This window comes from Melioribacteraceae bacterium (assembly GCA_019638015.1).
Classification (GTDB): domain Bacteria; phylum Bacteroidota; class Ignavibacteria; order Ignavibacteriales; family Melioribacteraceae; genus JAHBUP01.
Genome location: JAHBUP010000001.1, coordinates 3963987 through 3988593, shown reverse-complemented (window position 1 = coordinate 3988593; position 24607 = coordinate 3963987). Strand labels below are relative to the sequence as shown.

At 34.7% G+C, this 24607-nt stretch carries 18 protein-coding genes; 11 read left to right on the top strand and 7 right to left on the bottom strand.

Going from position 1 to position 24607, the window contains the following annotated elements; translation table 11 throughout:
• The first annotated feature begins 22 nt into the window (after nucleotides 1-22).
• The 10 genes from KF816_17005 to KF816_16960 all read left to right on the top strand — a co-directional run bounded on the left by KF816_17005 (nucleotide 23) and on the right by KF816_16960 (nucleotide 15523).
• Nucleotides 23-529: a DinB family protein gene (locus tag KF816_17005; GenBank protein MBX3009726.1), complete on the top strand. Its 507-nt coding sequence runs from the start codon at nucleotides 23-25 to the stop codon at nucleotides 527-529.
• 142 nt (nucleotides 530-671) lie between these two features.
• Nucleotides 672-2105: a DUF1593 domain-containing protein gene (locus KF816_17000; protein ID MBX3009725.1), complete on the top strand. Its 1434-nt coding sequence runs from the start codon at nucleotides 672-674 to the stop codon at nucleotides 2103-2105.
• A gap of 37 nt (nucleotides 2106-2142) precedes the next feature.
• A complete protein-coding gene (locus KF816_16995) occupies nucleotides 2143-2541 on the top strand; it encodes a hypothetical protein (protein ID MBX3009724.1) in 399 nt (132 codons plus the stop codon).
• A 54-nt stretch (nucleotides 2542-2595) separates the two neighbouring features.
• Nucleotides 2596-3006 carry a hypothetical protein gene (locus KF816_16990; protein ID MBX3009723.1) on the top strand — a complete coding sequence of 137 codons (411 nt, stop codon included), beginning with the start codon at nucleotides 2596-2598 and terminating at the stop codon, nucleotides 3004-3006.
• A gap of 1464 nt (nucleotides 3007-4470) precedes the next feature.
• Complete coding sequence (locus KF816_16985; protein MBX3009722.1) at nucleotides 4471-5919, top strand: T9SS type A sorting domain-containing protein; 1449 nt, start codon at nucleotides 4471-4473, stop codon at nucleotides 5917-5919.
• A 77-nt stretch (nucleotides 5920-5996) separates the two neighbouring features.
• Complete coding sequence (locus KF816_16980; protein MBX3009721.1) at nucleotides 5997-7592, top strand: T9SS type A sorting domain-containing protein; 1596 nt, start codon at nucleotides 5997-5999, stop codon at nucleotides 7590-7592.
• Nucleotides 7593-7626: 34 nt separating this feature from the next.
• On the top strand, nucleotides 7627-8694 hold the full coding sequence (locus KF816_16975; GenBank protein ID MBX3009720.1) for an alpha/beta hydrolase: 1068 nt from the start codon (nucleotides 7627-7629) through the stop codon (nucleotides 8692-8694).
• A 239-nt stretch (nucleotides 8695-8933) separates the two neighbouring features.
• Entirely contained in the window at nucleotides 8934-10814 is a 1881-nt protein-coding gene (locus KF816_16970) for a right-handed parallel beta-helix repeat-containing protein (protein MBX3009719.1), read from the top strand.
• 140 nt (nucleotides 10815-10954) lie between these two features.
• On the top strand, nucleotides 10955-14473 hold the full coding sequence (locus KF816_16965) for a CotH kinase family protein (GenBank protein MBX3009718.1): 3519 nt from the start codon (nucleotides 10955-10957) through the stop codon (nucleotides 14471-14473).
• 159 nt (nucleotides 14474-14632) lie between these two features.
• On the top strand, nucleotides 14633-15523 hold the full coding sequence (locus KF816_16960; GenBank protein ID MBX3009717.1) for a hypothetical protein: 891 nt from the start codon (nucleotides 14633-14635) through the stop codon (nucleotides 15521-15523).
• Between the two features lie 77 nt (nucleotides 15524-15600).
• Here the strand turns inward: KF816_16960 and KF816_16955 are convergent, their stop codons facing one another.
• The 4 genes from KF816_16955 to KF816_16940 all read right to left on the bottom strand — a co-directional run bounded on the left by KF816_16955 (nucleotide 15601) and on the right by KF816_16940 (nucleotide 20111).
• The gene (locus KF816_16955; GenBank protein ID MBX3009716.1) at nucleotides 15601-17979 is read right to left on the bottom strand and encodes an alpha-glucosidase C-terminal domain-containing protein; all 2379 of its coding nucleotides are present in this window, start codon (nucleotides 17977-17979) and stop codon (nucleotides 15601-15603) included.
• A gap of 58 nt (nucleotides 17980-18037) precedes the next feature.
• Entirely contained in the window at nucleotides 18038-18682 is a 645-nt protein-coding gene (locus KF816_16950; GenBank protein ID MBX3009715.1) for a cobalamin-dependent protein, read from the bottom strand.
• 53 nt (nucleotides 18683-18735) lie between these two features.
• A complete protein-coding gene (locus KF816_16945; protein ID MBX3009714.1) occupies nucleotides 18736-19377 on the bottom strand; it encodes a hypothetical protein in 642 nt (213 codons plus the stop codon).
• A 230-nt stretch (nucleotides 19378-19607) separates the two neighbouring features.
• Nucleotides 19608-20111, bottom strand: coding sequence for a septal ring lytic transglycosylase RlpA family protein (locus KF816_16940; protein ID MBX3009713.1), 504 nt, complete (start codon nucleotides 20109-20111; stop codon nucleotides 19608-19610).
• Between the two features lie 582 nt (nucleotides 20112-20693).
• Between KF816_16940 and KF816_16935 the strand changes: the two genes are divergently transcribed.
• On the top strand, nucleotides 20694-21695 hold the full coding sequence (locus KF816_16935) for a DUF4922 domain-containing protein (GenBank protein ID MBX3009712.1): 1002 nt from the start codon (nucleotides 20694-20696) through the stop codon (nucleotides 21693-21695).
• Here KF816_16935 and KF816_16930 read toward each other — a convergent pair.
• Genes KF816_16930 through KF816_16920 form a run of 3 tightly spaced genes read right to left on the bottom strand, consistent with a single transcriptional unit; the run spans nucleotide 21692 to nucleotide 24600 of the window.
• Complete coding sequence (locus KF816_16930; protein ID MBX3009711.1) at nucleotides 21692-22807, bottom strand: SpoIIE family protein phosphatase; 1116 nt, start codon at nucleotides 22805-22807, stop codon at nucleotides 21692-21694. The genes KF816_16935 and KF816_16930 overlap by 4 nt on opposite strands.
• Before the next feature lie 57 nt (nucleotides 22808-22864).
• Entirely contained in the window at nucleotides 22865-23206 is a 342-nt protein-coding gene (locus KF816_16925) for an STAS domain-containing protein (protein MBX3009710.1), read from the bottom strand.
• Between the two features lie 11 nt (nucleotides 23207-23217).
• Nucleotides 23218-24600, bottom strand: a complete 1383-nt coding sequence (locus KF816_16920; GenBank protein MBX3009709.1) for a sigma-54-dependent Fis family transcriptional regulator — start codon at nucleotides 24598-24600, stop codon at nucleotides 23218-23220.
• Between the last annotated feature and the right edge of the window lie 7 nt (nucleotides 24601-24607).

The following is a 24607-nucleotide window of genomic DNA, read 5'->3' as shown; positions in this document are numbered from 1 at the left end:
TAGTATTTAAGAGAAGTATGATATGGAAGCTTCCCCAAAACAAGATAAAGTCCTGGAATTATTTCAACAAGGTCCAAATATTCTGGAGAACGCTTTATCAGATTTGGGTGATAATGAGTTAGATTATGTTCCTTCAAATGGAGGTTGGACCATCAGACAGATTATTCATCATGTAGTTGATGGAGATGACATTTGGAAGATTGGTATCAAGATGGCATTCGGAATTGAAGAAAATGAATTTAATCTTAATTGGTATATAGCACTTCCACAGATTGAGTGGGCAAAACGTTGGAATTATGAAAAAAGATCTATCGACAAATCATTAACTTTATTTAGAGCAATTAGAAGTCATATACAACAGCTGTTAGAAAATGGAAGTGAAGGATGGGACAATTTAATCAAATTCAGAAATCTTAATGGAGAAATTGAGGTAGTTTCAGTTGGCTTTGTCATACAAATGCAAGTAGAACATGTTGAACATCATGTTAAACGCATATTGGAAATTCGAAAAGAAATATCCGGCGCTTAACTCTCACTTCTGCCCAACCGCTTCTCCTGTAAAATGCCCTGGACAGGTTCGAACCGGTCGGGATAAAAAGTAACGCCGTTAGTGGTTTTTTCCCGGTGATATTTTTAAACCGAATAAATAATTATCGCGGAGAAATATCTTTATGAAACAAACCTTACTTTTAATTAGTATTTCTTTACTGCTTGTTTCATCATCTCTTTATTCTCAAGTAAATCAAAAGCATAGAGTAATTATCTTAACAGATATTGAAGCGGATCCGGATGATACACAGTCTTTGGTTCGACTATTTCTTTACTCGAATGAAATTGATATTAAAGGATTAATTGCCACAACCTCATGCTGGAAAAGAACAAGCATCGCACCGGAATCAATAATAAATTTGATAAAAGCTTATAATGAAGTTTATCCCAATTTGATAAAGCATGCCCAAGGTTTTCCGAAACCGGAGGAACTCTTAAAACGGGTAAAGAATGGTTTGCCGAAATATGGAATGCTGGGGGTCGGCGAAGGAAGTGATTCGGAAGGTTCCGACTGGATTATAAAAATACTTGAAGAAAAAGATGAGCGCCCATTATGGATATCGGTTTGGGGCGGAGTAAATACACTTGCTCAAGCTTTGTTCAAAATAAAAAATACAAAAACAGAAAAAGAAGCTGGTGAATTATTTGCAAAGCTTAGGGTGTATGCTATCTCCGATCAAGATGACAGCGGCATTTGGATAAGAAATAATTTTCCGAACCTGTTTTATATTGTTAGTCCGGGCGATGATTACGGAAGCGCAACATGGAGTGCGATTAATAGTTATATAAATAAAATAAAAAATGATGAGATAAGTAACAGTTGGCTGGCAAAAAATATACAACAGGGGCATGGTCCTCTCGGTGCTATGTATCCCGATGTAGCTTACGGGATGGAAGGGGATACACCGGCATATTTATCATTAATACCTAATGGACTCAATCAACCAGAACATCCAGAATTAGGTGGTTGGGGCGGTCGTTATGAACTTTATAAACCCGATTTTACCAAATTAAAAAAAGGTGATTCGGGCGTTCCAATTGAACCGGAAACCAGAGCAATATGGACAAATGCTGTTGATACTTATTCACCATATATTCATAATGATTATGGACGTAGCGTAAAAGAAGACACTGTTTCATTCTCTGATAATAAAGTTACACTGTGGCGATGGAGAGAAGATTTTCAAAATGATTTTGCAGCACGTATGGATTGGTGCACAAAGTCCTACGAGGAGGCAAATCACCCACCACTTCCTGCATTAGCTCATCAAGAGGAACTAACAGTAAAATCTGGTGAAGGTTTTGGATTAGATGCGAGCGGTACAACTGATCCAGATGGAGATAATCTCAGTTATTTATGGTTCAATTATCCTGAAGCGGGTTCCTATAAGAAGTTGATTAAAATTGATTCCGCCGAAAATGCGCGCGTAGTATGGGTGAAAGCGCCAATAGTTGAAAAAAAAGAGACAGTTCATTTCATATTAAAAGTTACAGATAAGGGACAGCCACAACTATCGAGATATAAGAGAGTGGTTGTGAATATAATTCCAAATTAGTCTTGATGATTAAATTCGCATAAAAATAGAATAGAAAATGATTAAAGAATATAACAAACAAGATATAGTAAAAAGAAAAGATGAAGAACAACCATTCGCGATTTCTAAAAAAGGAATGCGCTATCATCATATTGGTATTCCAACTGACGAGGTTAGGCCAAACGAAAAATATTTGGAACATCTAAAATTATTTGTATCTGGTTTTGAGACAAGTGAATATGGAATTGAGTGGATGCGCTTTGAAAAAGATTGCCCAATTTCGGAGATAATTAAAAAAATTCCACATATAGCTTTTGAAGTCGATAATCTTGATTCTGCTATTGAGGGAAAAGAATTACTTGGTGAAGTGAGCTCTCCCGGAAAAGGTATTAGAGTAGCAATGATAATAGAAAATGGCGTCCCGGTAGAATTTATAGAATTTAAGAAAAGCATATAAATATCATACTCTTTTTATCCAAGAAGCAATCCTTGATTTGCAATTGAAGGAATAATGAAAATGAATATTATTAAAGCAGAATACTATGAGATAGTGATTGATGATTCTTTTGGAGCCGCTGAAGAAATGCTCTCAATTATCTCCAAGCTAAATATTAGTCTGTTGGCATATAAATCTATTTTAATAGACGTGGATAAAACAAAATTTACATTATTCGCGAAAAAATCAAATGATATGAGTAATGAATTAAGAAGTAAAGGTTATACAGTCGAGGGTCCATTCTCCGGTTTATTTATTGATGGTGATGATGTCCCCGGAGCGCTGGCAGAAATCTTCAAAAAACTTTGCGAAAAAAGAATACGGGTAAATGAATCAAGCGGAATAGCGAATATAAATGGTGGCTATGGTATTGTTTTATATTTGGATAAAGATGATATAGAAAATGCTTATAACGTATTGAGTTAATAATACTTTTGGTAAACTAAATCTTAACAAACGGCCAATCTGGCTCACCAACTTCTATGCGGCGGTGAGCGAAAGCTATAATTTTGATAAAACAAATATTATTGACCCGCCCACGGTTTTGTTTGCCAACAATAAATTAGTTTTTTCCTTCTTTCAGAGCATTTAATATACTTATCATCAATTGATAGTTTATATGAAAATGAGAGTATTACCTTCAGTAACCTATTTGTTTTTCTTCATCCATCTTTGAAAAGAAGTTAACTTACCATGTGGTAATATCAGATGAATAATTGAATAAAATTATAAATAACTCTCCCCACAAAATCTATACAGCGTTAAAATCGGTTTTAGTAAAATTTATCCTACCAGTTTTTAATTTTTCAAAAGTTCTTCAAAAAGTGTATTTTGTACGTCATTAACATGTATATTCACAAATAAGAATATGAATTCTATAATTCTCGGTAGCTGCACGAACACGGGAATAACCGGATAAAGCGCTAATAAAAATAGTTAACATAACTAATAATATTTTTGAATAAATGGAGAGTTAATATGAAGAAACTAATAATCCTTCTAATACTACTAAACACTCTTGTTGGTTTTGATTCATTAGCTCAAAGTATGCCAGCAGTTTACAGTGTAGAAAACACCGGCGCCAATTTTCCCAAACCATATTTACCAACAATAAACGAACTTCCAGTAATCCCTCACTTACCAGATCCATTCGAGTATTCTAATGGTAGCGGCCGTATTAAAAATTTGTCCGATTGGAGATACCGAAGAGCGGAAATAAAATCTGAAATTGAACACTATGAAATTGGCACGAAACCGGATCGTCCAGAAAATATAACTGCCAGCTATTCTAATGGTACTTTAACTGTAAATGTAACTGTTAATGGACAAACGCTGACTCTAACTTCGGCAGTTCTTCTTCCCACAGGTAGCGGACCTTTTGCGGCTGTAATTGGTATGAACAGTCCAAGTGGTAGTATGCCCGCGAGTTTATTTACAAGCCGAAATATTGCTAGAATTACTTATAGTCATAATCAAGTAACAACTTATGGAAATCCAACCAATAATGATCCCTACTACAAACTTTACCCAGAACTTAACATTGATAATACAGGCCAGTACAGCGCATGGGCCTGGGGTGTAAGTAGAATAATAGATGGATTAGAATTAGTGCAAGGAGTTTTACCAATCGATCTAAAGCGTCTTGCGGTAACGGGCTGCTCGTATGCTGGTAAATTAGCTCTCTTTGCCGGGGCATTTGATGAGCGAATCGCACTTACAATTTCACAAGAATCGGGCGGCGGCGGTTATACAACATGGCGATACTCTGAGGAAATAAATAAAAGAGAGAGTGTAGAAACTTTGGGTAAAACAGATTATAGATGGTTCAGGGAATCTTTAAAATCATTTTCAAATTCTGTTAATAAACTACCATATGATCATCATGAATTGATGGCAATGGTAGCTCCACGAGCCCTCTTTGTGACCGGAAATCCGGGTTGGGTTTGGATGGCAGATGAATCGGGACATGTGGGGAGCAATGCAGCAAAAGAGGTTTGGAAAGCTCTCGGTGTTCCCGATAGATTCGGATATAGTCTTGTTGGTGGTCATGGACATTGCTCTGTCCCGGAAAGTCAAATACCAGAACTTGAAGCTTTTATCGAAAAATTCCTTCTTGGCAATAATAATGTGAATACAAATGTTGCTACAACTCCATACACTACAGATCTATCTCCATGGATTAAATGGACAACACCCGAACTCTCTAACGATACAACATATTTTACCACTTTAGTGAATCCTTCAGATAGCCAAACAGGTTTGCAAACAAATATTACTTTTAAATGGAATAAAATAATTCAAGCTGAAAAATATTATATCCAACTATCAACAGATCCGAGATTTAATACAATAATTAAAAGCGATTCAACAACTGCAGATACATTGATAACATTTGATAATTTATTGGAGAGAACTAAATACTTTTGGCGGATTCGAATAAAAAGTAAGGGAGGATTGGGTCCCTGGAGCAGTATAGGAAATTTTGTTACAACATTATCAATTCCAACAGCTCTACCCAAATTAGCGTCTCCCTCACCGCTTCCAAGCCGTACCGGTTATGTTACTTTTAGCTGGAATAAAGTTGAAGAAGCAACCGAATACACTGTACAGGTATCAAGAGCGCAGAACTTTGCAACTATTTTCAAATCCACCTTAGTAACTGATACATTATCAACAGTTTCATTTTTTTCTGAAGGGATAAAATATTTCTGGAGAGTTCAAGCTCAAAATTTTGCCGGTTCAGGGCCATGGAGCAATGTTGGCGAATTTACATTAATTTATATTCCAACTAATCTTGTAGCGCAAACTAATGCTTCAAATGAGATCGTACTTTCTTGGAAGGATAATTCGGCAATTGAAGATGGATACATTATTGAACGCAAACAAATTTCGGAGACATCTTTTTTAATAATTGATAAATTGACTGGAAGTTTAAGTACATATACAGATAAAAATGCCGATCATACAAAATCGTATGTTTATAGAGTTAAAGCGTACAAAGGTGAATTGGAGTCGGAATATAGTAATGAAGTGTCTTTTGTTAGCGTAAGTGTTGACGAGGAAGAAGTAATCCCGTTAGAGCATTCAATAAGCCAGAATTATCCGAACCCTTTTAATCCAATTACGAAACTGAAATTTGCTTTACCGCAAAGAACACACACAAAGCTTGGTATTTATGATGTGCTTGGTAGTGAAATTAAAACATTAGTAAATATTGAACTTGAAGCCGGACATCACGAAATTAATTTTGATGCGAGTAATTTTCCGAGCGGCGTTTATTTCTATAGAATTCAAACAAATAATTTTGTCCAAACAAAAAAAATGATACTGCTTCGATAATTTGCAGCCGATAAGTATTAGTAGAATAAAAGAAAAATTTTTTTCGTATTGTGATAAATAAATGGAGAAGTTTAATAATGTACAGTCAGCCCAAATCAAACAATAATGTTGAATTTAATTACCCATCATTGTTAAGAGATTTATCACGTAGCGCGATAATATTAATTATAATATTTACCATCTTTCCTAATTTTACATTTGCGTTCAGTAACTCAGGTGTAAAATCAACTTCCTCGCGCAAATGGGTTGGAACCTGGAGTACAGCTCAGCAACTTGTTGAACCCGGGAATAATCCGCCGAGTCCGGGACTTAGCAATAACACTCTTCGTCAAATTGTTCGTGTGTCTATTGGCGGAGATAGTTTACGCATCCGGTTTTCCAATGAGTTCAGCACAAGTCCTGTAACATTGAATTCGGTTACTGTTGCTCTATCAAAAGGTAATGGAGTAATTGATCCAAGTAGTGAAAGGAAAATATATTTTGGTGGAAAGACGGATGTAATCATGAGTAGAAATTCCGCGGTTACATCCGATCCGTTTCAATTCAATTTACCACCAAGAACTGATATTGCTATCACAATATATTTTGGAAATACATCTCCCGATGTAACCGGTCACCCCGGTTCGAGAACCACTTCGTATATACTCCCTGGAAATGAAATTTCTAAAGTGGATTTTTCAAATGCAGTAAAGACAGATCATTGGTATGTTATAAATACAATTGATGTACTTGCTTCAGATTCTGCTGCAGCTGTTGCAATTATTGGAAATTCAATTACTGATGGACGCGGCTCCGGGACCAATAAACAAAATAGATGGCCGGATGAGCTTGCTCGCCGACTTCATGAAAATTTAGCCACACAACAAGTTGCTGTATTAAACCAGGGTATTGGTGGAAATTGTGTTCTACGAAATTGTTTAGGTCCTTCAGCAATAAGTAGATTAAATCGTGATGTAATTAAACAAAGTGGAGTTAAATGGTTAATTATCTTTGAAGGAATTAATGATATCGGACAAGCTTGGGGGGCTCAGGGTGCGGCTAAAGTAGCTCAAGATTTAATTGCTGCATATTCACAAATGATAGACAGTGCCAGAGCAAATGGAATCATTGTTTATGGCGCAACATTAATGCCTTTTGGTGGATCATCATACGATTCACCGGATCGGCAAAATGCATGGAGAACAGTTAATGATTGGATTAGAAATAGCGGTCGCTTTGATGCGGTAATTGATCTTGAAAAAACTTTACGGGATCCCGCTAATCCATCAAGAATGTTGCCTATTGCTGATACAGGTGATCATCTTCATCCAAATGAAACCGGACACAGAATGATTGCCGAATCTGTTGACCTCGCTTTATTTGGTGACAAAATTAGTGATGTAAAAAATGAAAAATCAGATAATGTAAAAGGCAATTTTTCACTTTTACAGAACTATCCAAATCCATTCAATCCTATTACAAAATTAAAATTTGCTCTTCCTCAAAGATCGATGACCAAATTAGTAATTTACGATTCACTTGGGAGAGAAATGCAGACAATGATAAATAAAGAATTAGAAGCTGGATATCACGAAATTAATTTTAATGCAGGCAGTTTAAATAGTGGAGTGTATTTTTATAGAATTTACTCTGGTGCGCTGACTCAAACAAAGAAAATGATTCTACTAAGATGAATAATTCGCATATAATAATTAATTAGGATTTTCAATGTATGAAATTGTAATAATCGTTTTGTTTATTTTACTAATTATCATATTACTCCCCGGCTATACTCCATCTATTAAAAACTCCGCCGGCAAACTGATGCCAAATAGTATTGCTGAGTTAAAAAAAATTAGAATTGGAAATTCCTTGCAATGGATATTAATACGTTCTGAAAATATTAATAATCCAATAATACTATTTGTACATGGCGGACCGGGAACTTCGCAATTAACGCTCATGAGAAGAAATACTCAACCGCTCGAAAAACACTTTATAATTGTAAATTGGGATCAGAGAGGAGCCGCAAAATCATTTAAAGCAATTAAAGATAAAGAGAGGATGAACATTGAGCAGTTTGTTTCTGATATAAATGAACTTGCTGAATATTTAATCAAACGATTTAATAAAACAAAAATTATCTTGGTTGGACATTCATGGGGAAGTGTTATTGGAACTCTTGCTGTTCATAACCACCCCGAATTGTATTCGGCTTATATCGGAATTGGACAAATGTCCAATGTTGAAGAGAGCGAAAAAATTTCCTACGAGTGGACGCTTCAGCAGGCGGGTATAAATCATGATATAAAAGCTGTTAAAAAATTAACAAATATTGGACTACCGCCTTATACTGGAAATTGGAAACAAAAATTTCTTATCCAAAGAAAAATTCTCAGTAAATATGGTGGTGAATTTTATAGAAGCAAAGCGGGGGCTATCGGTGTTGTTCTAAAAAATCTTGTCTTTTCAACTGAATATACAATCGTGGATCGAATTAATTTTTTCCGGGGAATATTTAAGTCACTGGATTTGTTATTTCCCGAGTTGTTAAAAATAGATTTGTTTAAGCTTGTCCCGGAGTTGAAAGTGCCGGTATGGTTTATCCTGGGAAGGCACGATTATGAAGTTCCATCCATTTTATCTGCAAAGTATTTCGAATATTTAAAGGCACCAAGCAAGGCACTTTGTTGGTTTGAAAATTCAGCGCATTTACCTAATACCGAAGAACAAGAAATTTTCAATCAAATATTAATTGAAAAAGTATTGCCCATGATAATTTCTGCAGAAAATTAAAGGTTTTTTTCTGGTAGATTAAACTTTACTTAAAACTATAGTTATTAAAGTGGTCTCAATAAATTGTGTATCATATGAACAAGCGGATGTTCGAAAGCAGCTCATTTATTTAGTATTAGCGAGATAAGATAGGGTAATTATAATACTGGAATAAAAACGTAATAAATACACCATTTACTGAATATTATATATATTTATAATAGTAGTTCGGGACATTAAAATTAATAAAGGAGCATCCAATGAAAATTAATCAAAACCGAAAAGATAAGAGAACAAAGTCACTCCTCTTCTATTTAATAATTTTATTACTTCCCGTTCTAAATTATAGCTCTCTTCAAATTATTGCTCAGCCATCGGGGGGACCATACGGACCAATTCAACAAACTTATGAACTTCCAAAATCAGCGAGACAAATATTTTATGTTTCTACAGATGGAAAAGTAGAAAATTCCGGTCATACCATTTCAAACCCAACTACAATTGAAGCGGCTATTGAAAAGGTAAAAACCGGAGACGCTATAATAATGAGAGGGGGAGTATATCGTACCGGTAATTTGACTTTAAATCAAGGCATTACAATACAACCTTATAAAGATGAACAACCAATACTAAAAGGTACTTTTGTTGCCACAGAATGGACTAATCTTGGTAATGGATTATGGACAACAAAATGGTCTCACCTGTTTCCCTCAAAACCAGCGGATTGGTGGAGAAGAAATAGAGAAGGAAAGAAGACTCCACAGCATCGTTTTAATAATGACATGGTTTTTGCAGATGGAAAATTTTTACAATCAGCTGGTTGGGAAGGGGAAGTTGATAACAACACTTTTTACATAGATTATGAAACTGGCTTGGTATATATAGGCGTAGATCCTCAAAAATATCAAATAGAAATTACAGCATATGATGCGGCACTTATTAGAACGACTAAAGATGTTCACAATAAAAAATCAGATCGCATAGGACCTACAATTCGAGGAATAACTTTTACACAATATGCATACCGGGCAATTGAAATTGAAGGAACAGATCCTGAAGGGCTATCCGCCGAAGCAAATCATGGTAAAGAAGTTGTTGGATCAACTTTTGAAAATTGTACTATTACTTATTGTTCACGTGTTGCCGGTTACTTCCGAGGTGATAAAATGACCTTCCGTAATTGTCTCGTGAGTGATACAAGCACCGAAGGTATTTATATTTTAAGCTCCAATGATGTGTTATTGGAAAAAAATGTGATTAGAAGAAATAATATTGAGCAGATTACTGGCTACTACCCAGCTGCAGTAAAAATATTTAATCAATGTTACAGAGTTACTTGCAATGATAATCTTGTAATTGAACACCCCTATTCAAATGGTATATGGTATGATGTAGGAAATGTTGATGGCGTTTTTACAAATAATTGGATTGAGGGAGTTGGAAACATTAAAAGTAATTTTAATATCAATCAACCCTGGCCAAGTGATAATGGCTTTTTCTTTGAAATATCACAAAAAGCAATTTGTGTTGGAAATGTATTTGTTAACTGCGATCATGGAATTTGGGTGTTAAATAGTTCTGATGTACATATTTATAATAATACCTTTATTAATAGCACTGCTTGTATTGCCCGTAATGAAAGAAGTGCACAAGGTGATCATTTTGGTTGGCATCCAAGCACTGGCCCCGATGTTGATGAGCGTGATGGACATATTTTTGTCAATAATATAATGGTTGCCGATGATAATTTTGATAGGCCGCTCTTTTACGTTTGGCAGCCGGCGGCATTGTGTGAAAAAGTTAACAACTCACAACTAGAACAACTTGATTTTAATATATACATACGTGAAGGTGAAAAATATACGGCACCTCTAATTCTATGGAGCCCGGCAATGAATAATTTGTGCCAATTAGGAATAAATTCATTGGATGAGCTAAAAAAACTTTATCCATCATTCTCCTTAAATAGTAAATATTTGCCGGCTTATAGAGGTCCCTTATTTAAAAGTAGTTATTTGAATAATTATGAACCATTAGAAAAATTTTCTGAAGCTTATAAGGCGCAAAATTTGCCAGCAAACATCAATAAACTTATTAATCGCTCTAAACCATATATTGGCGCATATCCCCCGGTAAAATAATTGCTGCGGGCATTATAGATTGATTTATAGTTTTTATAACGGTGAGCGAAAGCATTACTGATATACCATTATTGTAATTTGTCAGTAAGTCGAATTAGATTAAAGAATAAGTCTTGTTTAAAACATAATAGGAATTTTAAATGAATAAGTATTTAATAATCTTATTTTTATTACTGCCCACATTGGCGTTCTCTCAAAATGTAGTGATTAATGAAGTAATGGCTTCAAATAAATTAACAATTAAAGATGAGGATGGAGAAGCAAGCGATTGGATTGAATTGTACAATAAAGGAAATTCAGAGATAAATCTTTTGGGATATGGTTTGAGCGATGATGCCTCTAACCTTCATAAATGGAAATTTGGAAATATTTCTATTGTTCCAGGAGAGCATTTAATTGTATTCGCTTCCGATAAGGATAGGGTATCTGTACTTAAGCATTGGGAAACTATTATTACGCAAGGAGACAGATGGAAGTATATAATAGGCAGTGCGGCTGTTCCTTCAACTTGGATTGATCCATCATTTAATGATACTCAGTGGACTGAAGGCGCTAGCGGATTTGGATTTGGCGATAATGATGACGCAACTAATTTAAGTTCAGTTAGTCCTTTCATTTCTCTTTTCGTTAGAAAAAAAATAAATATCGATGATGTTAATAAAATTATGAGAGTTGTTTTACATGTTGATTACGATGATGGTTTTGTAGCATATATTAATGGTGTTGAAGTAGCTCGGGCTAATATCGGTAGTGTTGGCACAAGACCGGCTTGGAACGCCCTGGCATCGAGTCGTGAAGCGGTAATGTACAGTGGCGGTTCGCCGGAAAAATTTGAAATTACACTTAAAAAAGATTTATTTGTAAATGGCGAGAATACCATTGCCATTGAAGTACATAATGCAAGTTCAACTTCAACTGATTTATCTCTTATTCCTTTTCTTTCAGTAGGATTAAGTGAAAAGCCGGTTGGTGCAAAGGGATCTCCCGCAATACTTGGATTAGGAAATACATTGACCAATGCCCATACTAATTTTAAAATTTCAGCCTCCGGTGAGACAATTTTATTGAGTTTGCCAAATGGTGAACTTATCAATAGTGTGGGTGTGCCAGAATCGGCAACAGATATTTCATATGCCCGAATCAAGGATGGTAATTTATCATGGAATTTTCAATTTCCTTCCCCAGGAAAGGCGAACACAGGCAAAGAATTTATGGGTTATGCCGATGCTGTTGTTACTTCTCTACAAGGAGGATTTTATCCTGCAGCAATTAATCTTACTCTAAATGCCGGCGAAAGTAAAATATTTTATACGATTGATGGAAGCGATCCCGACACAAATTCAATTAAATATTCTGGTCCTATCAACATTCAAAAGACGACAGTTATAAAAGCATTCAGTTTAAAACCAGCTTACCTGCCCAGCCCAATAATTTGCCAAACATATTTTATTAATGAAAAAACAACACTACCGGTTATTTCATTATCATCAGATCCATACAATCTTTTTGATTATAATTATGGAATTTATGCTAATGGACCAGGCTGGACTTCCGCCAACCCTAATTTTGGTGCGAATTTTTGGATGGACTGGGAAAGACCTGCTCATATTGAGTTTTATGATGATAATAAAAAACTTGGCTTCTCAGAAAACTGTGCAATTGCAATTTACGGTGCATGGAGTAGAGCTTTTCCACAAAAATCTTTCTCAATTAAATTTAAAGACAGTTATGGCGCATCTAAAATTGATTATCCACTGTTTCCAAATTTTGATATCACCTCATTTAAATCATTTGTGCTAAGAAATTCGGGTAACGATTTTCAATACACTCATATTCGTGACGCAATGATGCAGACTTTAGTAAAAGATTTAGATATTGACTATTTGGAATATCGACCGGCAACGACTTTTATAAATGGTGAATATTGGGGAATCTATAACATCAGAGAAAAAATAAATGAGCACTATGTTGCCGCACGACATGGAGTAGATCCCGATAGTATCGATATGCTAGAAGGTAATATGACTGTTATTCATGGTGATGCAAATCATTATCAAGAGTTGATAAACTACATAAGTACAAATGATATGACCACCGATGCAGCTTATAATTACGTAAATAAGATGATCGATTTGGATGAATGTCTTTTATACTTTGCTGCGCAAGTTTATTATAACAGTCAAGATTGGCCTGCCAACAATATTAAATACTGGCGTGAAAGAAGTGATAAAGGAAAATGGCGTTGGATACTTTACGATTTAGACTTTGGTTTTAATTTATACGAAAGTAACGGACAATCGGAAAATCATTTAACTTATTTACTCTCGGGAATTGAAACTCGTCCCGGTTCAAATCCCACCTGGTCAACATTACTTCCGAGGAAGCTAGTAGAAAACCCCAAAATAAAAAATAAGTTTATTAATTTAATTGCAGACTTACTCAACACAAATTTTGAAAGCAATCGAGTAGTAAACATTATTAAAAATATGGCAGATCATATATCGAGTGAAATTTCAAGGCATCGTGCCAGATTTAGTATTGGCGGTGAAAATCTCGATAGAATGAATTCGTTTGCCAAAGATCGACCAGGGTACCTCAGGGGATTTGTACGCGATTTCTTTAAATGCGGCAATAATGTAAACATAACAATAAATGCCAGTGAAGGGGGACGAGTTGAATTAAACTCACTAAGTTTTGAAAAGTCCAAACTACCATGGACTGGTATATATTTTCAGAATAATGCTATTCAGCTTAATGCAGTTCCTAAACCGGGATATAAGTTTGATGGCTGGAGCGGTGCATTCAATTCAAAAGAGCAATCGATTGCAGTTAATATAGCAGTATCAGCAAGTGTAACTGCTAATTTTTCTGTTGATGCCAATTCCACAACGAATATTGTAATTAATGAAATAAATTATAACTCACATCCTAATTATGATTCGGAAGATTGGATTGAACTTTATAATGTTTCGAAATCGCCAATAGATATTTCTGATTGGATTGTTAAAGATGAATCAAACGACAACGCTTATTTAGTGCCAAACAACACCATAATAAAAGGTGAAGGATATCTGGTCTTTTGCCGCGACACATCTGAGTTCAGAAAAGTTTATGGAAACGAAATTCCAATACTAGGTGATTTGGGATTTGGATTGAATAATAGTGGAGATCAAGTTCGAATATTTGATCAAAATAATTATTTGGTTGATTCGGTAGCCTACGATGACGCAGCTCCGTGGGTTCTGGAGCCGGATGGAAAAGGACATACTCTTTCCTTGGTTGATCCTTTTTCAGATAACAGTCTTCCCTCAAGCTGGAAAGCATCTCTTTCTATAGGAACTCCATGCAAGAAAAATGATTTTTTGGTGACAAGTATCGAGAATGATGCCCGACCTCTTGAGTTTAGATTAGCACAAAACTATCCTAATCCTTTTAATGCATCTACAATAATATCATTTAGTTTAGCTTCATCAGGAGTTGTAAGTGTGGAAATTTACAATGCTCTTGGAGAATTAATTCGCACCGTTGTAAACGAATATCTTGCGTCGGGAAGTTATTCATTTACAGTGGACCTTTCTAATGAATCCTCGGGAGTATATTTGTGCCGAATGCTGGCAAATAATAAAAGCTTTGTTAAAAAAATGATTTCAATAAAATAGAAGTAATAAATATTTGTAGTCTTAGATATTTCATGTTGAGTTGTTAATTAAAATTACAGAAAAATAAAGTACGAATATCATAATAGAATTCTATATTGACGAGAACTAAATTTGCTTACAAATTTTTTATAAGATAAAACCAATTTTATAGGTCAACAAATGTTAAAAAGTATTCCGGTAATAACTGTTTCTGCAACCACACTTGCTGAAGCTTACGAAAAAGCACTCGTTTCGCTTTACAATAATGGAATGCAATTCAAAACTCAGTATGATAAACCTGGTGATCCCTTAAGCATTGATTCAACCATGAATATAACTATCCTTGAACCTTTGACCGATCCAATGATTCACCGAGCGTTTCCAGGCGGGATTGATAATCTGCGCGAGTATGTAATGGAACTGTCCGGCTTTAAAGATCATTGGGTAAAAAATATTAATGACGAGAACGATACGAGGTGGGAGTACACTTATCATGGAAGACTTGCGAATTATGGAGCTTGGAAAGAGTTGATTAATGGTGAATCAAAACAAGCCGGACATTTTTCGATTGACCAAATTGAAGTAGTAATTGAAAAATTAATTAAGCAGCCATACACAAGACAAGCGCAAATGATTACCTGGATGCCAAATCTTGATGTTGATTGCTTCGATCCCCCATGTTTGCAATCATTATGGTACAGAATTATTGAAGATGAAGAGGGAGTGTGGTGGTTAAATTGTAACGTAAGATTCAGAAGTAATGACGCATGGGGTGCAAGTTTTATGAATATGTTTGGCTTTATTAATTTTAATAAAGATGTAATTGCCGCCGAAATATCAAAGCGAACGGGTAGAACCGTAAATCTTGGTAGAATGAATTGGCATGCCGATTCATATCATATTTATGGGAAAGATATAGAAAATGCCAGACAGCTTCTTTTTGATAGAATTGACAAAATGAGCTTTGAAGAAAGAACTTATAACTTTTACGATGATTTTATTCAAGAGATGTATAATGATGCAGAGGCCATCATTAAAATGAAAATTAGTGAGTATGATAATCTGCATTAATCTTATTTATTAACAACACTTAAATCCCACTAAATTTAAAAAGAGCAGCGCCGATTTTCTGAGCTGCTCTAAAGATTTCATTTCAAATTATAATATTTGTAGCCATAACCAGGTATTGATAAACTGAATTTATTATTTGCTATCGTTATTACATCGTTCGTTATTAAATCGATAGCATTATTTACTTTATAAACCCCAGGCAGCCCAATATTTACATTCTGTTCTTTTTCGTTTTTATTAAGTACAACTAAAATTCTCTGATTCAAGTCTGAACGAATAAACGCATATAAGTTTTGATCGGCATGCAAGGTTAAAAAATCACCATATCTTAGTGCTGAATTATTCTTTCTTATATTAACAATATTGCTGACCTGTGAAAGCATGTTGCTTTCATTTTCATTTAATTCATTATCGAATCGCATCATTCTTCTGTTGTCTGGGTCGGATGCGCCGGTCATCCCAAACTCGCTTCCATAATAAATTACTGGTAATCCCGGAATTGCATGCATGTATGCATAATATAGTTTTGCTTTTTCGTAACTTGAAGGATTATCAACCCGTGGAGGATTATTCCAGCCCTCTTCAATTGCACTCCACTGACTCAATTCCAGATCGCCATCGGCAAAGGACATAAATCGATTTTTGTCATGACTATCCATAACGTTTCCCATCAAATTATTCTCGCCATAAACTAAAAATGATTTTTTAATTTCGGCATCTAGAGATTTAAATGACATTTGCGGATCGAGTATTGTTGGAAGCGCTACATCATAAACATTAAAATTAAATTGAGCGCTTAATTGTCCATTGTTTACGTATGAGCTAATTAATTCATAACTTCCAAAAGTTTCCCCAATTTGGTAAACATGACGTTTTTCTGGTATTTCAATTTCCTTTTTAATTTTGCGAGTTAGAGTACGCCAAAAATTGTTCGATATATGTTTAACCGCGTCTTGCCTAAATCCATCGGCTCCGGTTGTTCGAAGCCACCAAATAGCGTTATCAGCCATAAAATCTATTACTTCTTTTGAACTGACAAAATTAAATTTTGGAAGGTAGGGCTCAAACCAGGTAGTTAGCCTTTGCTCATCCCACAAACGTAAATTCATTCTTCCATCGGGTAAATTAAGATTGCCAAACCAATCCGGTTTTTGTTTTACAATCGGGTGAAGTTCGTGAACATGATTGGCTACAAAATCGAGAAGTATTTTTATTCCCTTACTTTGTGCTAAACTGACAAGTTCGCGCAGCTTGTTCATATTTCCAAATTGATCTTCAACAATATTTGAAGATATAGGCCAATAACCATGATATCCAGAATACCATCGATGTGGTGCGGGAGCTTCTTTATATGCTTTATCGGGATTATCGTTTACGGGAGAAATCCACAGTGTATTAATTCCAAGGTTTGTAAAGTAGCCCTCATTTAGTTTATTGATTATTCCCTGAAGGTCACCTCCCATATAATTTGCTTTGATGTGGAGTGAATCATGTATAATTGGTTTGTTTATTGATTTATCCCCATCATTAAATCGATCTATCATTAGCGAATAAATAATTGCGTCATGCCAACTAAAGTTATCATTACCTGCGGGAATTCCATCGTGCAATTTAACCGTTTGAATATTTGATGAACGCCCTCTCTTTGAAACAATAACTCTTAAAGTGTTTTGTCCTTTGTTTTCATTTCTGGAAACTGCAACCTCAATTTTATTCTTTTGCGAAATACGGAAAGGATGTCTCTTGTTGTTCAAAAGAACAATAACGTTTTCTTTCTTAATGCTGCTGCCATCTTTTTCATTCTCATATAAAAATGAAAATAGAGATTTCTGTTTGGAAATCTTTTTATCGGCTATATGAAGAAAGTGAGTTCCAACATTTAAATCTGCAACATTAAAAATAGAGTTGAAATCCCCCATCCCATTCGGTTTTCGATCAGGATTTAGTGGATCAACTATTTCTTCCCCATCTCCAAAAAATTTATACTCATATCTTCCCGGTTCAAGTGCAACTTCTGCGGTAAACTCTCCATCCCCATCTTCATCTTTCATTGGAAGATTTCCCCGATCCCATCCATTAAAACTTCCGAATAGGGTGAGCGATTTATATTTTTTTTCGGGTTTATAGTTGAACTTAAATTTCTGATTAATTTGTGAACGAACTGGAATTGAATAAGTTGAATTGCTCAATTGAAAATCCAATAATGTAGTACCAGAAAAAGTTAGATCGGGATAAAATTTTATCATCCCCGTCTTCTTATTGTAAGAAACATCTAGCAGTTTATTTTTTTTGAATCGCACATCATATTCTTCTGCGAAAAAAAGGTCGCTAACTAAAATGGAATCTGCTTTACCTGCAGTTAGATTAATTGGCTTAATAATATCCAGATCCTGTTTTTGTGAAATGATCAACTGGGGAATAAAGTAAAAAAGAAGTATCAATAATAATTTCTTCATCAAAGCTCCAATTAAAATAAGATGGTCTAAAATAAGAGATTGGCGGGGATCTTAAAAATTATGTTTTTTGAAATGATACAAGGAATTCTTCCAATTCATTGAGGGATTCAATATATCTTACATTATCAAATTTCGATAAACCTTCAGATCTTCCATCGGCGAGCGCTTGTCCGCCAACCAATATTTCTTGATCAGGTTTATTTTCTTTTATTAGTTGAATCAGCTTAATCAATCTCATAATATTTATATAAAAGCTGCTACTTATTCCAACAATATCTGGATTTTTCTCGGTTATAATTCTCAAAACTTCATTCTGCGGCGTATTTGAACCTAAAAAGCATGTATCCCAGCCGCTGGCCTCAAAGTAACCAGCAACCATTTTGGCCCCTAATTCATGGAACTCTTTATCTATTCCTGTTATAACCGCTAATTTTCCTACCCGCTCTTTGGATGCAAATGAGTAGTTTACTAATTCAATTAGGGAGTCTGTGATTTTAGTAGCTATATGTTCATCAGCAATGCCACATCTTTCTTTTTCCCACAATGTACCCACCCTGTACATCGAGCGCTGAAACAAATGAACATAAATATCTTTTAGTTGAATTTTTTGATCGATTAGGTTTACAACAATTTGCGTGCACTCTTTTTTGTTTCCTTCCAACAGAGCATTTAAATAATGAAGATAAATTACTTCGGAAATCATATAATTCTATGTCTTTTTATTTGAAACCATAAAACGAAGGAAAAAATTCCACGTTATCTTTTCTTTTTTGAGTTTATTAAACGGGTGATTCGATAAGAAGTATAGCTAAAGAATGGGGCAGTAATTACATCAATTGTGTAATGAACATGCTGTAATATTACGGCTGTTGCTACTAATATTGTAATAATTAAAAAAATCCATCTAAATTTTTTATGAGGGCTAACGAGAAAAAGCAAATACATTGTTGCTGTATGCCCCGAAAAAAATAAATCCTTAAGTAATGTTTCCCCTCCTCCAAAAAACGCAATGAAAGGGTCGTCCATAGGGATTATTCCAGGGGGAGCTTCAAGGGGCATAAAATAAATGGTAATTACTCTCATGGAAATTACTAATGCATAAGCTTGAATTGCCCAAAGCATATTGCGGGGGTGCTTCGTCATTGTTATTAATGCAATAAATAAAGCACCATACATCATTATAAATGTAACCCATGTCAAATCTATTGCTTCAAATGAAATAAGAAGCGGGTCGTTAAATGTAAAACCAGGGCGTTGCTCAATATACTTTAAATATCTTGCAATAATATAGAGAGCAACAGCAAGAATTATTATACTATAAAAAAAGTGCCAGCGGAAGGATTTGTCGCTCAGTTTTTCGATCCAGACAGATTTTATTTCGGCTATAGCTTTATTCATACATTCAATAGTTAACGAGGGCAAAGTTATTATTATCGAACATAAAAGTAAAATTAATACTACTAAAATACGTTTGAAAAACAATTAAAGCAGCGATGCCATATTAGCTTTATTATATTCAAGTTAGTCAGCGCAATGATTTGAAAAACATCTAAAGGCTATTTTATGGGGAGATTTATTTTATAATTATAAAGAAAAATACGGGCTGTGTCTAGCCCGCATTTTCAAAATTAACGAAGGGTAGAAGCAACATCCAATAGGTTTGAAATTTGAAGGCGTTCAACTTTTACCTTTACCACACCTTTTTTTATCATTCCCAGAGATTGGGCCGTACCTTTAGAGAGATCTAAATCTCTTCCTTCGATAAATGGTCCTCTGTCGTTAATTCTAACAATTACAGATTCACCATTCTTTAGGTTTGTCACTCTTAAGAGAGTCCCAAATGGTAGTGTTTTGTGTGCTGCTGTTAGAGCCATCTGATTATACGACTCACCATTTGCTGTTTGTTTGCCATGAAACCGGGGACCATACCAGGAAGCCTTCATTATTCCAATTTCTTCAAATGAGATTGGTTCAACAACCGGTTCGGCATCTTTACTGATTACAACTTTTGCGCTGTTATTCTCAAACGCGGAGGTGTCTCCCAAATTAATTAGCGAGGCACTTATTCCGGTTAGAATTAAAAACACAGCATATTTTATTTTTATCAAATTATCCTCTTGTTTGTGAAACATAACTAATAGGTTATATCAGAGAATCGGAAATATTACAAACTCAAATTTTTATACTTCGAATAGCATTTTTTAATGCCGATCGTTTTATTCCTTTCAAATGCAAATTGTTTATTGAAAGTAATGATTCATTTGAGAAATTGTTATCCGAATAGTTGGAGGTTTTGAATTGGGAATAAATTTCTGGTGAAATTGAAGAATTAATTAATGTGAAACCATCCTCAATATGATATTCGATATTAGAAAATAAATTGCAAGAAACAGGAATTTGCTGAGTTGAGTTGATCTCTGAATTGAAAGAAAAACTCACTAGAAGTAACAACACAAAGGGCAGAAAAATATTATGTCTTAATCTTGCTAAATTCATTTACTCTATGATCGAATAATTAGGGGGCAAATTTAGAGAAAATGGTTTCCAATCACAACTCGAGTTTTGAGCGAAATCACATCCCGTGGGGTCGAGGTAAGTTTTTCGACCATTTTCAAAGAAAAAAAATTAATCAAGACAAGTTTTTTTTTGCTCTTTGGGCTTCTGAAAGATAAATTACAAAGGATTTAAATTGATTAATAAAAGTTAAGTATAAAATGATTTATCATAAGAAGCCCGGGAAGAACGATCGCAATAATTGGTATTCTGAACAAACAAAATTATTGATTGTTGATCAGCAGGGATCGTGGCCTCTATTTTCTAGAAATTATCAGGCCCTTCAAAAAGTTGAAACGAAAACGATTGATTTCGGTTCATATACAATTACAATTCAGCATAATCCGGAAAGATTAATTTCATCAACAGCGGATGTGGCGCCAGAAGCTCTGTCTCGGCGAAATTGTTTTTTATGTTTAGAAAATCTATTTGAACAACAAAATGGCTTAACATACAAGGAAGATTATCTGATACTTAGCAATCCATTTCCGATTTTTCCGGAGCATTTCACAATTGCTAAAAGTAAACATATTCCACAAAGCATATTTCACAATTTTGAGGTAATGCTCGAAGCGGCAAGGGATTTTTGTTCATACTATAGTTTGTTTTATAATGGGCCAAATTGCGGGGCTTCTGCCCCCGATCATATGCATTTTCAGGCGGGCACAAAAAATTTTACAGTTACCGAGAGAGAATATTCCAAAATAATATCGCTCCACACAAAACAAATTTATTGTGGTGAATCAGTTGAAGTAAGATTCATTGAAAATTACCTGCGTTACTTAATTTGTATTGAGGGAAGAAATAAAGCAGAATTAATAAGGTTGTTCAAGAAATTTTATATGTTTTATGAAAAAATTACTGATGAAAACAAAGAACCAATGATGAATATTGCTTGCAGTTATTCCGATAATTTTTGGCGGGTTTTCATATTCCCAAGAAGAGCCCACCGCCCATTTCAGTTTTATGAAAAGGGAAACAAGCAAATTGTTATAAGTCCGGCCTATATTGATATGTGTGGATTGCTAATACTTCCGCGAAGGGAAGATTTTGATAAAATTACAAAGGAAGATATTGTTAGTATTTATAATCAAATTACCATTGATAAAGAAAGATTCGAATTTCTTAAAATAAAAACCGGATCAATTTTTAATAAAGATTAGATTGATTTAATTCCGATTACACTTATATCATCATCCATTTCACCGCCGGTATAATCAAATATTTCTTTTTTAATTTGTTCAACGCAATCTTCTTGTGGGTTTATACTTTGAAGAAAATTTAGAAATCTTTCCTGCTCGTAAAGCTCACCGGCTTTATTCCGCGCTTCAATTATTCCATCTGTAACTAGGAATAATTCATCGCCAGAATTAAGTTTTAATTCAATATCATTGTAATCGCCTTGATGACTAAAGCCAAGCAGAGTGCCCTCGGAAATAAATTTATCGGCTTTTCCGTCAACCGATCTAAAAAATAATGGAAGATCACCTGCGCCCGAATAGCGAGCGGTTTTGGTTTTGTTATTTAATATAATTATTGAAAGAGTAACGAATACTTCAGAAATTCTTTCATCTTTAAAGACTGACTCATTTGCTTTTTGCAGAATTTCGCTGGGTTTAAAATCTGTTGTTGACTCCAATACAAATCTCGTTGCGCTTCTAACGTATCCGGCATACGCAACAGCAAAATACCAGGCGCCCCATCGCTTACCCATAACATCACCAAGAATTACAGCAAGATTATCATCATCAATTTTGAAGTAGTCAATAAAATCGCCGCCGGGAATATTTTTATAAGGTAGATGCCAATGTTTAATTTTGAATCCATCAAATGTTGGAAATTCATCCGGCACAACCTTTGCGCCCATTGTATCGGCTGCTTTTTGAACTTCTCCCACAATTTTTGTTCTCTCTTTTTCGAGTGTCTTAAGTATGGCGGAAACTTTAGCTATTACTATTTTGGGGCTTGAGGTTTTGATGATATAATCCTCAATCTCCATATCATATCCCTGTAATATATCATCATCTTCCCCTTTAGCGGTTAGAAAGACAAAGGGGATTTTTTTTAATTCGGGCTCCTCAAGTAATTTTCGTCGAAATTCATAACCATCCATTACGGGCATCATTACATCGCTAATAATAATATCGGGACGAATGTTATAAACTACGGCCAGGGCTTCTTTGCCATTTAAAGAATGCTCAACTTTAAAACCTGCTTTTGTAAGATTATATGTGAATAGTTTTGCAATATTTACTTCATCTTCAACCAATAAAATAGTACCAGTTAACTTATTGGCGTTATCTTGTTCCACAGTAAATTCCCTAAATAATTTTTAATTATGAAAACTTTTAATTGCGTCTTGCAAATCAGTAAATGATTCAAACACCCGGAAGAGTCTTGTTAATTCAAACATCGCTCTCACGGCCGGTCTAAATCCAACCAGTTTTAAATCCCCTCCCATTTTTGCAACTCTTTTTAGCGTATTAACTATAACGCCCAAAAAAGAAGAATCAACAAAATCTACGTTGGAGAGATCAATAATAACTTTTTTGTAACCTTGATCAATCCTATGAGAGATTCTTGCTTTAAAGTCATCAGCTTCTACAAGTGTAGCACGTTCCATATTAACAATTTCAATTAAGATATCATCAATTACTTCTTCTATTATTGGCATAATTTCTCCCTCTAATCTTTTCGATGATCAATGTTATACTTATCCATTAACCTATACATTGTAGCCCGCCCAATTCTTAATTTACGAGCAGCTTCAACTACATTATCTTGTGTAATCCTCAACGCGTGTTTAATTGCTTCCTCTTTTAATTTTTCAAAAGGAATTACTGGAGATTCATCTCCAAACAAAACATTATCTGATGGAATAGAAGGATTAATGAATTGCCCTTTAATAACTGTAGGTAGAACATCCACATCTATCATATCGCTATCACTTAAAATCATACAGCGCTCAATCGTATTCTCTAATTCACGAACATTACCGGGCCAGTCATAATCATACATTATTTTAAGAGCTTGCTTTGTAACTCCCTTCACCTCTTTGTTTAGCTTTTTATTGAACAACTGCAAAAAGTGATCAACTAGAATAACAATATCACCTTTTCTTTCTCTCAAGGGTAATATATTAATTGGGAAAGAGTTTAGGCGATAGTATAAATCCTCTCTAAACTGTTTATTCTCTACGGCGTTTTTTAAGTCTCTATTTGTAGCAGAAATAATTCTAACATCAGTTTTTATTACTTCGTTGCCGCCAATTCTCTCAAATTCTTTTTGCTGAATAACCCTTAATATTTTTGCTTGAAGAGACATTTCCATTTCACCAATTTCATCGAGGAAAATAGTTCCCCCCTTCGCCAGTTCAAATTTGCCGATCTTTCTTTGGTGAGCACCTGTGAACGAACCTTTTTCATGTCCGAATAACTCGCTTTCTAAAAGTTCTCTTGGAATTGAGGCGCAATTAACTACAACAAAGGAATTGTCCTTTCTTATTCCATTATAATGAATTGCTCTTGCAACAAGTTCTTTCCCGGTTCCACTTTCACCATGAATCAAAACGGTTATATCATTATCCAGCACTTTTGAAATCATACGAAAGGCGTCCTGCATTTTTTTATCTGCTGAAATGATATTTTCGAAGCTATATTCAGTTCTAATGTTTTGTTTTAGTTTTGATATCTCTCTTTCAAGGTCATGATTTTTAATTGCGTTTCGTATCGCGGGTTCAAGTCTGTTTTTATCAACAGGTTTTGGAAAATAGTCATAAGCCCCTAATCTTATAGATTCAAGGGCTACGTCAACACTTCCTTGTGCCGATAACATAATTACCGGTAACGAAGGCATTTGAAGTTTTACTTTTTCAAGAATAACGTTTCCATTAATATCGGGCAACATTATGTCCAACAAAACCAAATCCGGATTTTGATGTAACGATTGAAGAAGATCTGCTCCATTAGTAAAAGTCTTAACAGAATATCCCCACTGATTTTTTACCCAGTGAGTAAGCATTTTCAAAATGGATTCTTCATCATCAACAATAAAAACTAATTTTTCCAATTTTCCC

Coding starts and splice junctions, on each gene's coding strand:
- KF816_16945 (MBX3009714.1), bottom strand. CDS start 19,377: ATGAATAAAGCTATAGCCGAAATAAAATCTGTCTGGATCGAAAAACTG.
- KF816_16940 (MBX3009713.1), bottom strand. CDS start 20,111: ATGTTTCACAAACAAGAGGATAATTTGATAAAAATAAAATATGCTGTG.
- KF816_16960 (MBX3009717.1), top strand. CDS start 14,633: ATGTTAAAAAGTATTCCGGTAATAACTGTTTCTGCAACCACACTTGCT.
- KF816_16935 (MBX3009712.1), top strand. CDS start 20,694: ATGATTTATCATAAGAAGCCCGGGAAGAACGATCGCAATAATTGGTAT.
- KF816_16995 (MBX3009724.1), top strand. CDS start 2,143: ATGATTAAAGAATATAACAAACAAGATATAGTAAAAAGAAAAGATGAA.
- KF816_16990 (MBX3009723.1), top strand. CDS start 2,596: ATGAAAATGAATATTATTAAAGCAGAATACTATGAGATAGTGATTGAT.
- KF816_16970 (MBX3009719.1), top strand. CDS start 8,934: ATGAAAATTAATCAAAACCGAAAAGATAAGAGAACAAAGTCACTCCTC.
- KF816_17000 (MBX3009725.1), top strand. CDS start 672: ATGAAACAAACCTTACTTTTAATTAGTATTTCTTTACTGCTTGTTTCA.
- KF816_16985 (MBX3009722.1), top strand. CDS start 4,471: ATGGCAATGGTAGCTCCACGAGCCCTCTTTGTGACCGGAAATCCGGGT.
- KF816_16950 (MBX3009715.1), bottom strand. CDS start 18,682: ATGATTTCCGAAGTAATTTATCTTCATTATTTAAATGCTCTGTTGGAA.
- KF816_17005 (MBX3009726.1), top strand. CDS start 23: ATGGAAGCTTCCCCAAAACAAGATAAAGTCCTGGAATTATTTCAACAA.
- KF816_16955 (MBX3009716.1), bottom strand. CDS start 17,979: ATGAAGAAATTATTATTGATACTTCTTTTTTACTTTATTCCCCAGTTG.
- KF816_16965 (MBX3009718.1), top strand. CDS start 10,955: ATGAATAAGTATTTAATAATCTTATTTTTATTACTGCCCACATTGGCG.
- KF816_16925 (MBX3009710.1), bottom strand. CDS start 23,206: ATGCCAATAATAGAAGAAGTAATTGATGATATCTTAATTGAAATTGTT.
- KF816_16980 (MBX3009721.1), top strand. CDS start 5,997: ATGTACAGTCAGCCCAAATCAAACAATAATGTTGAATTTAATTACCCA.
- KF816_16975 (MBX3009720.1), top strand. CDS start 7,627: ATGTATGAAATTGTAATAATCGTTTTGTTTATTTTACTAATTATCATA.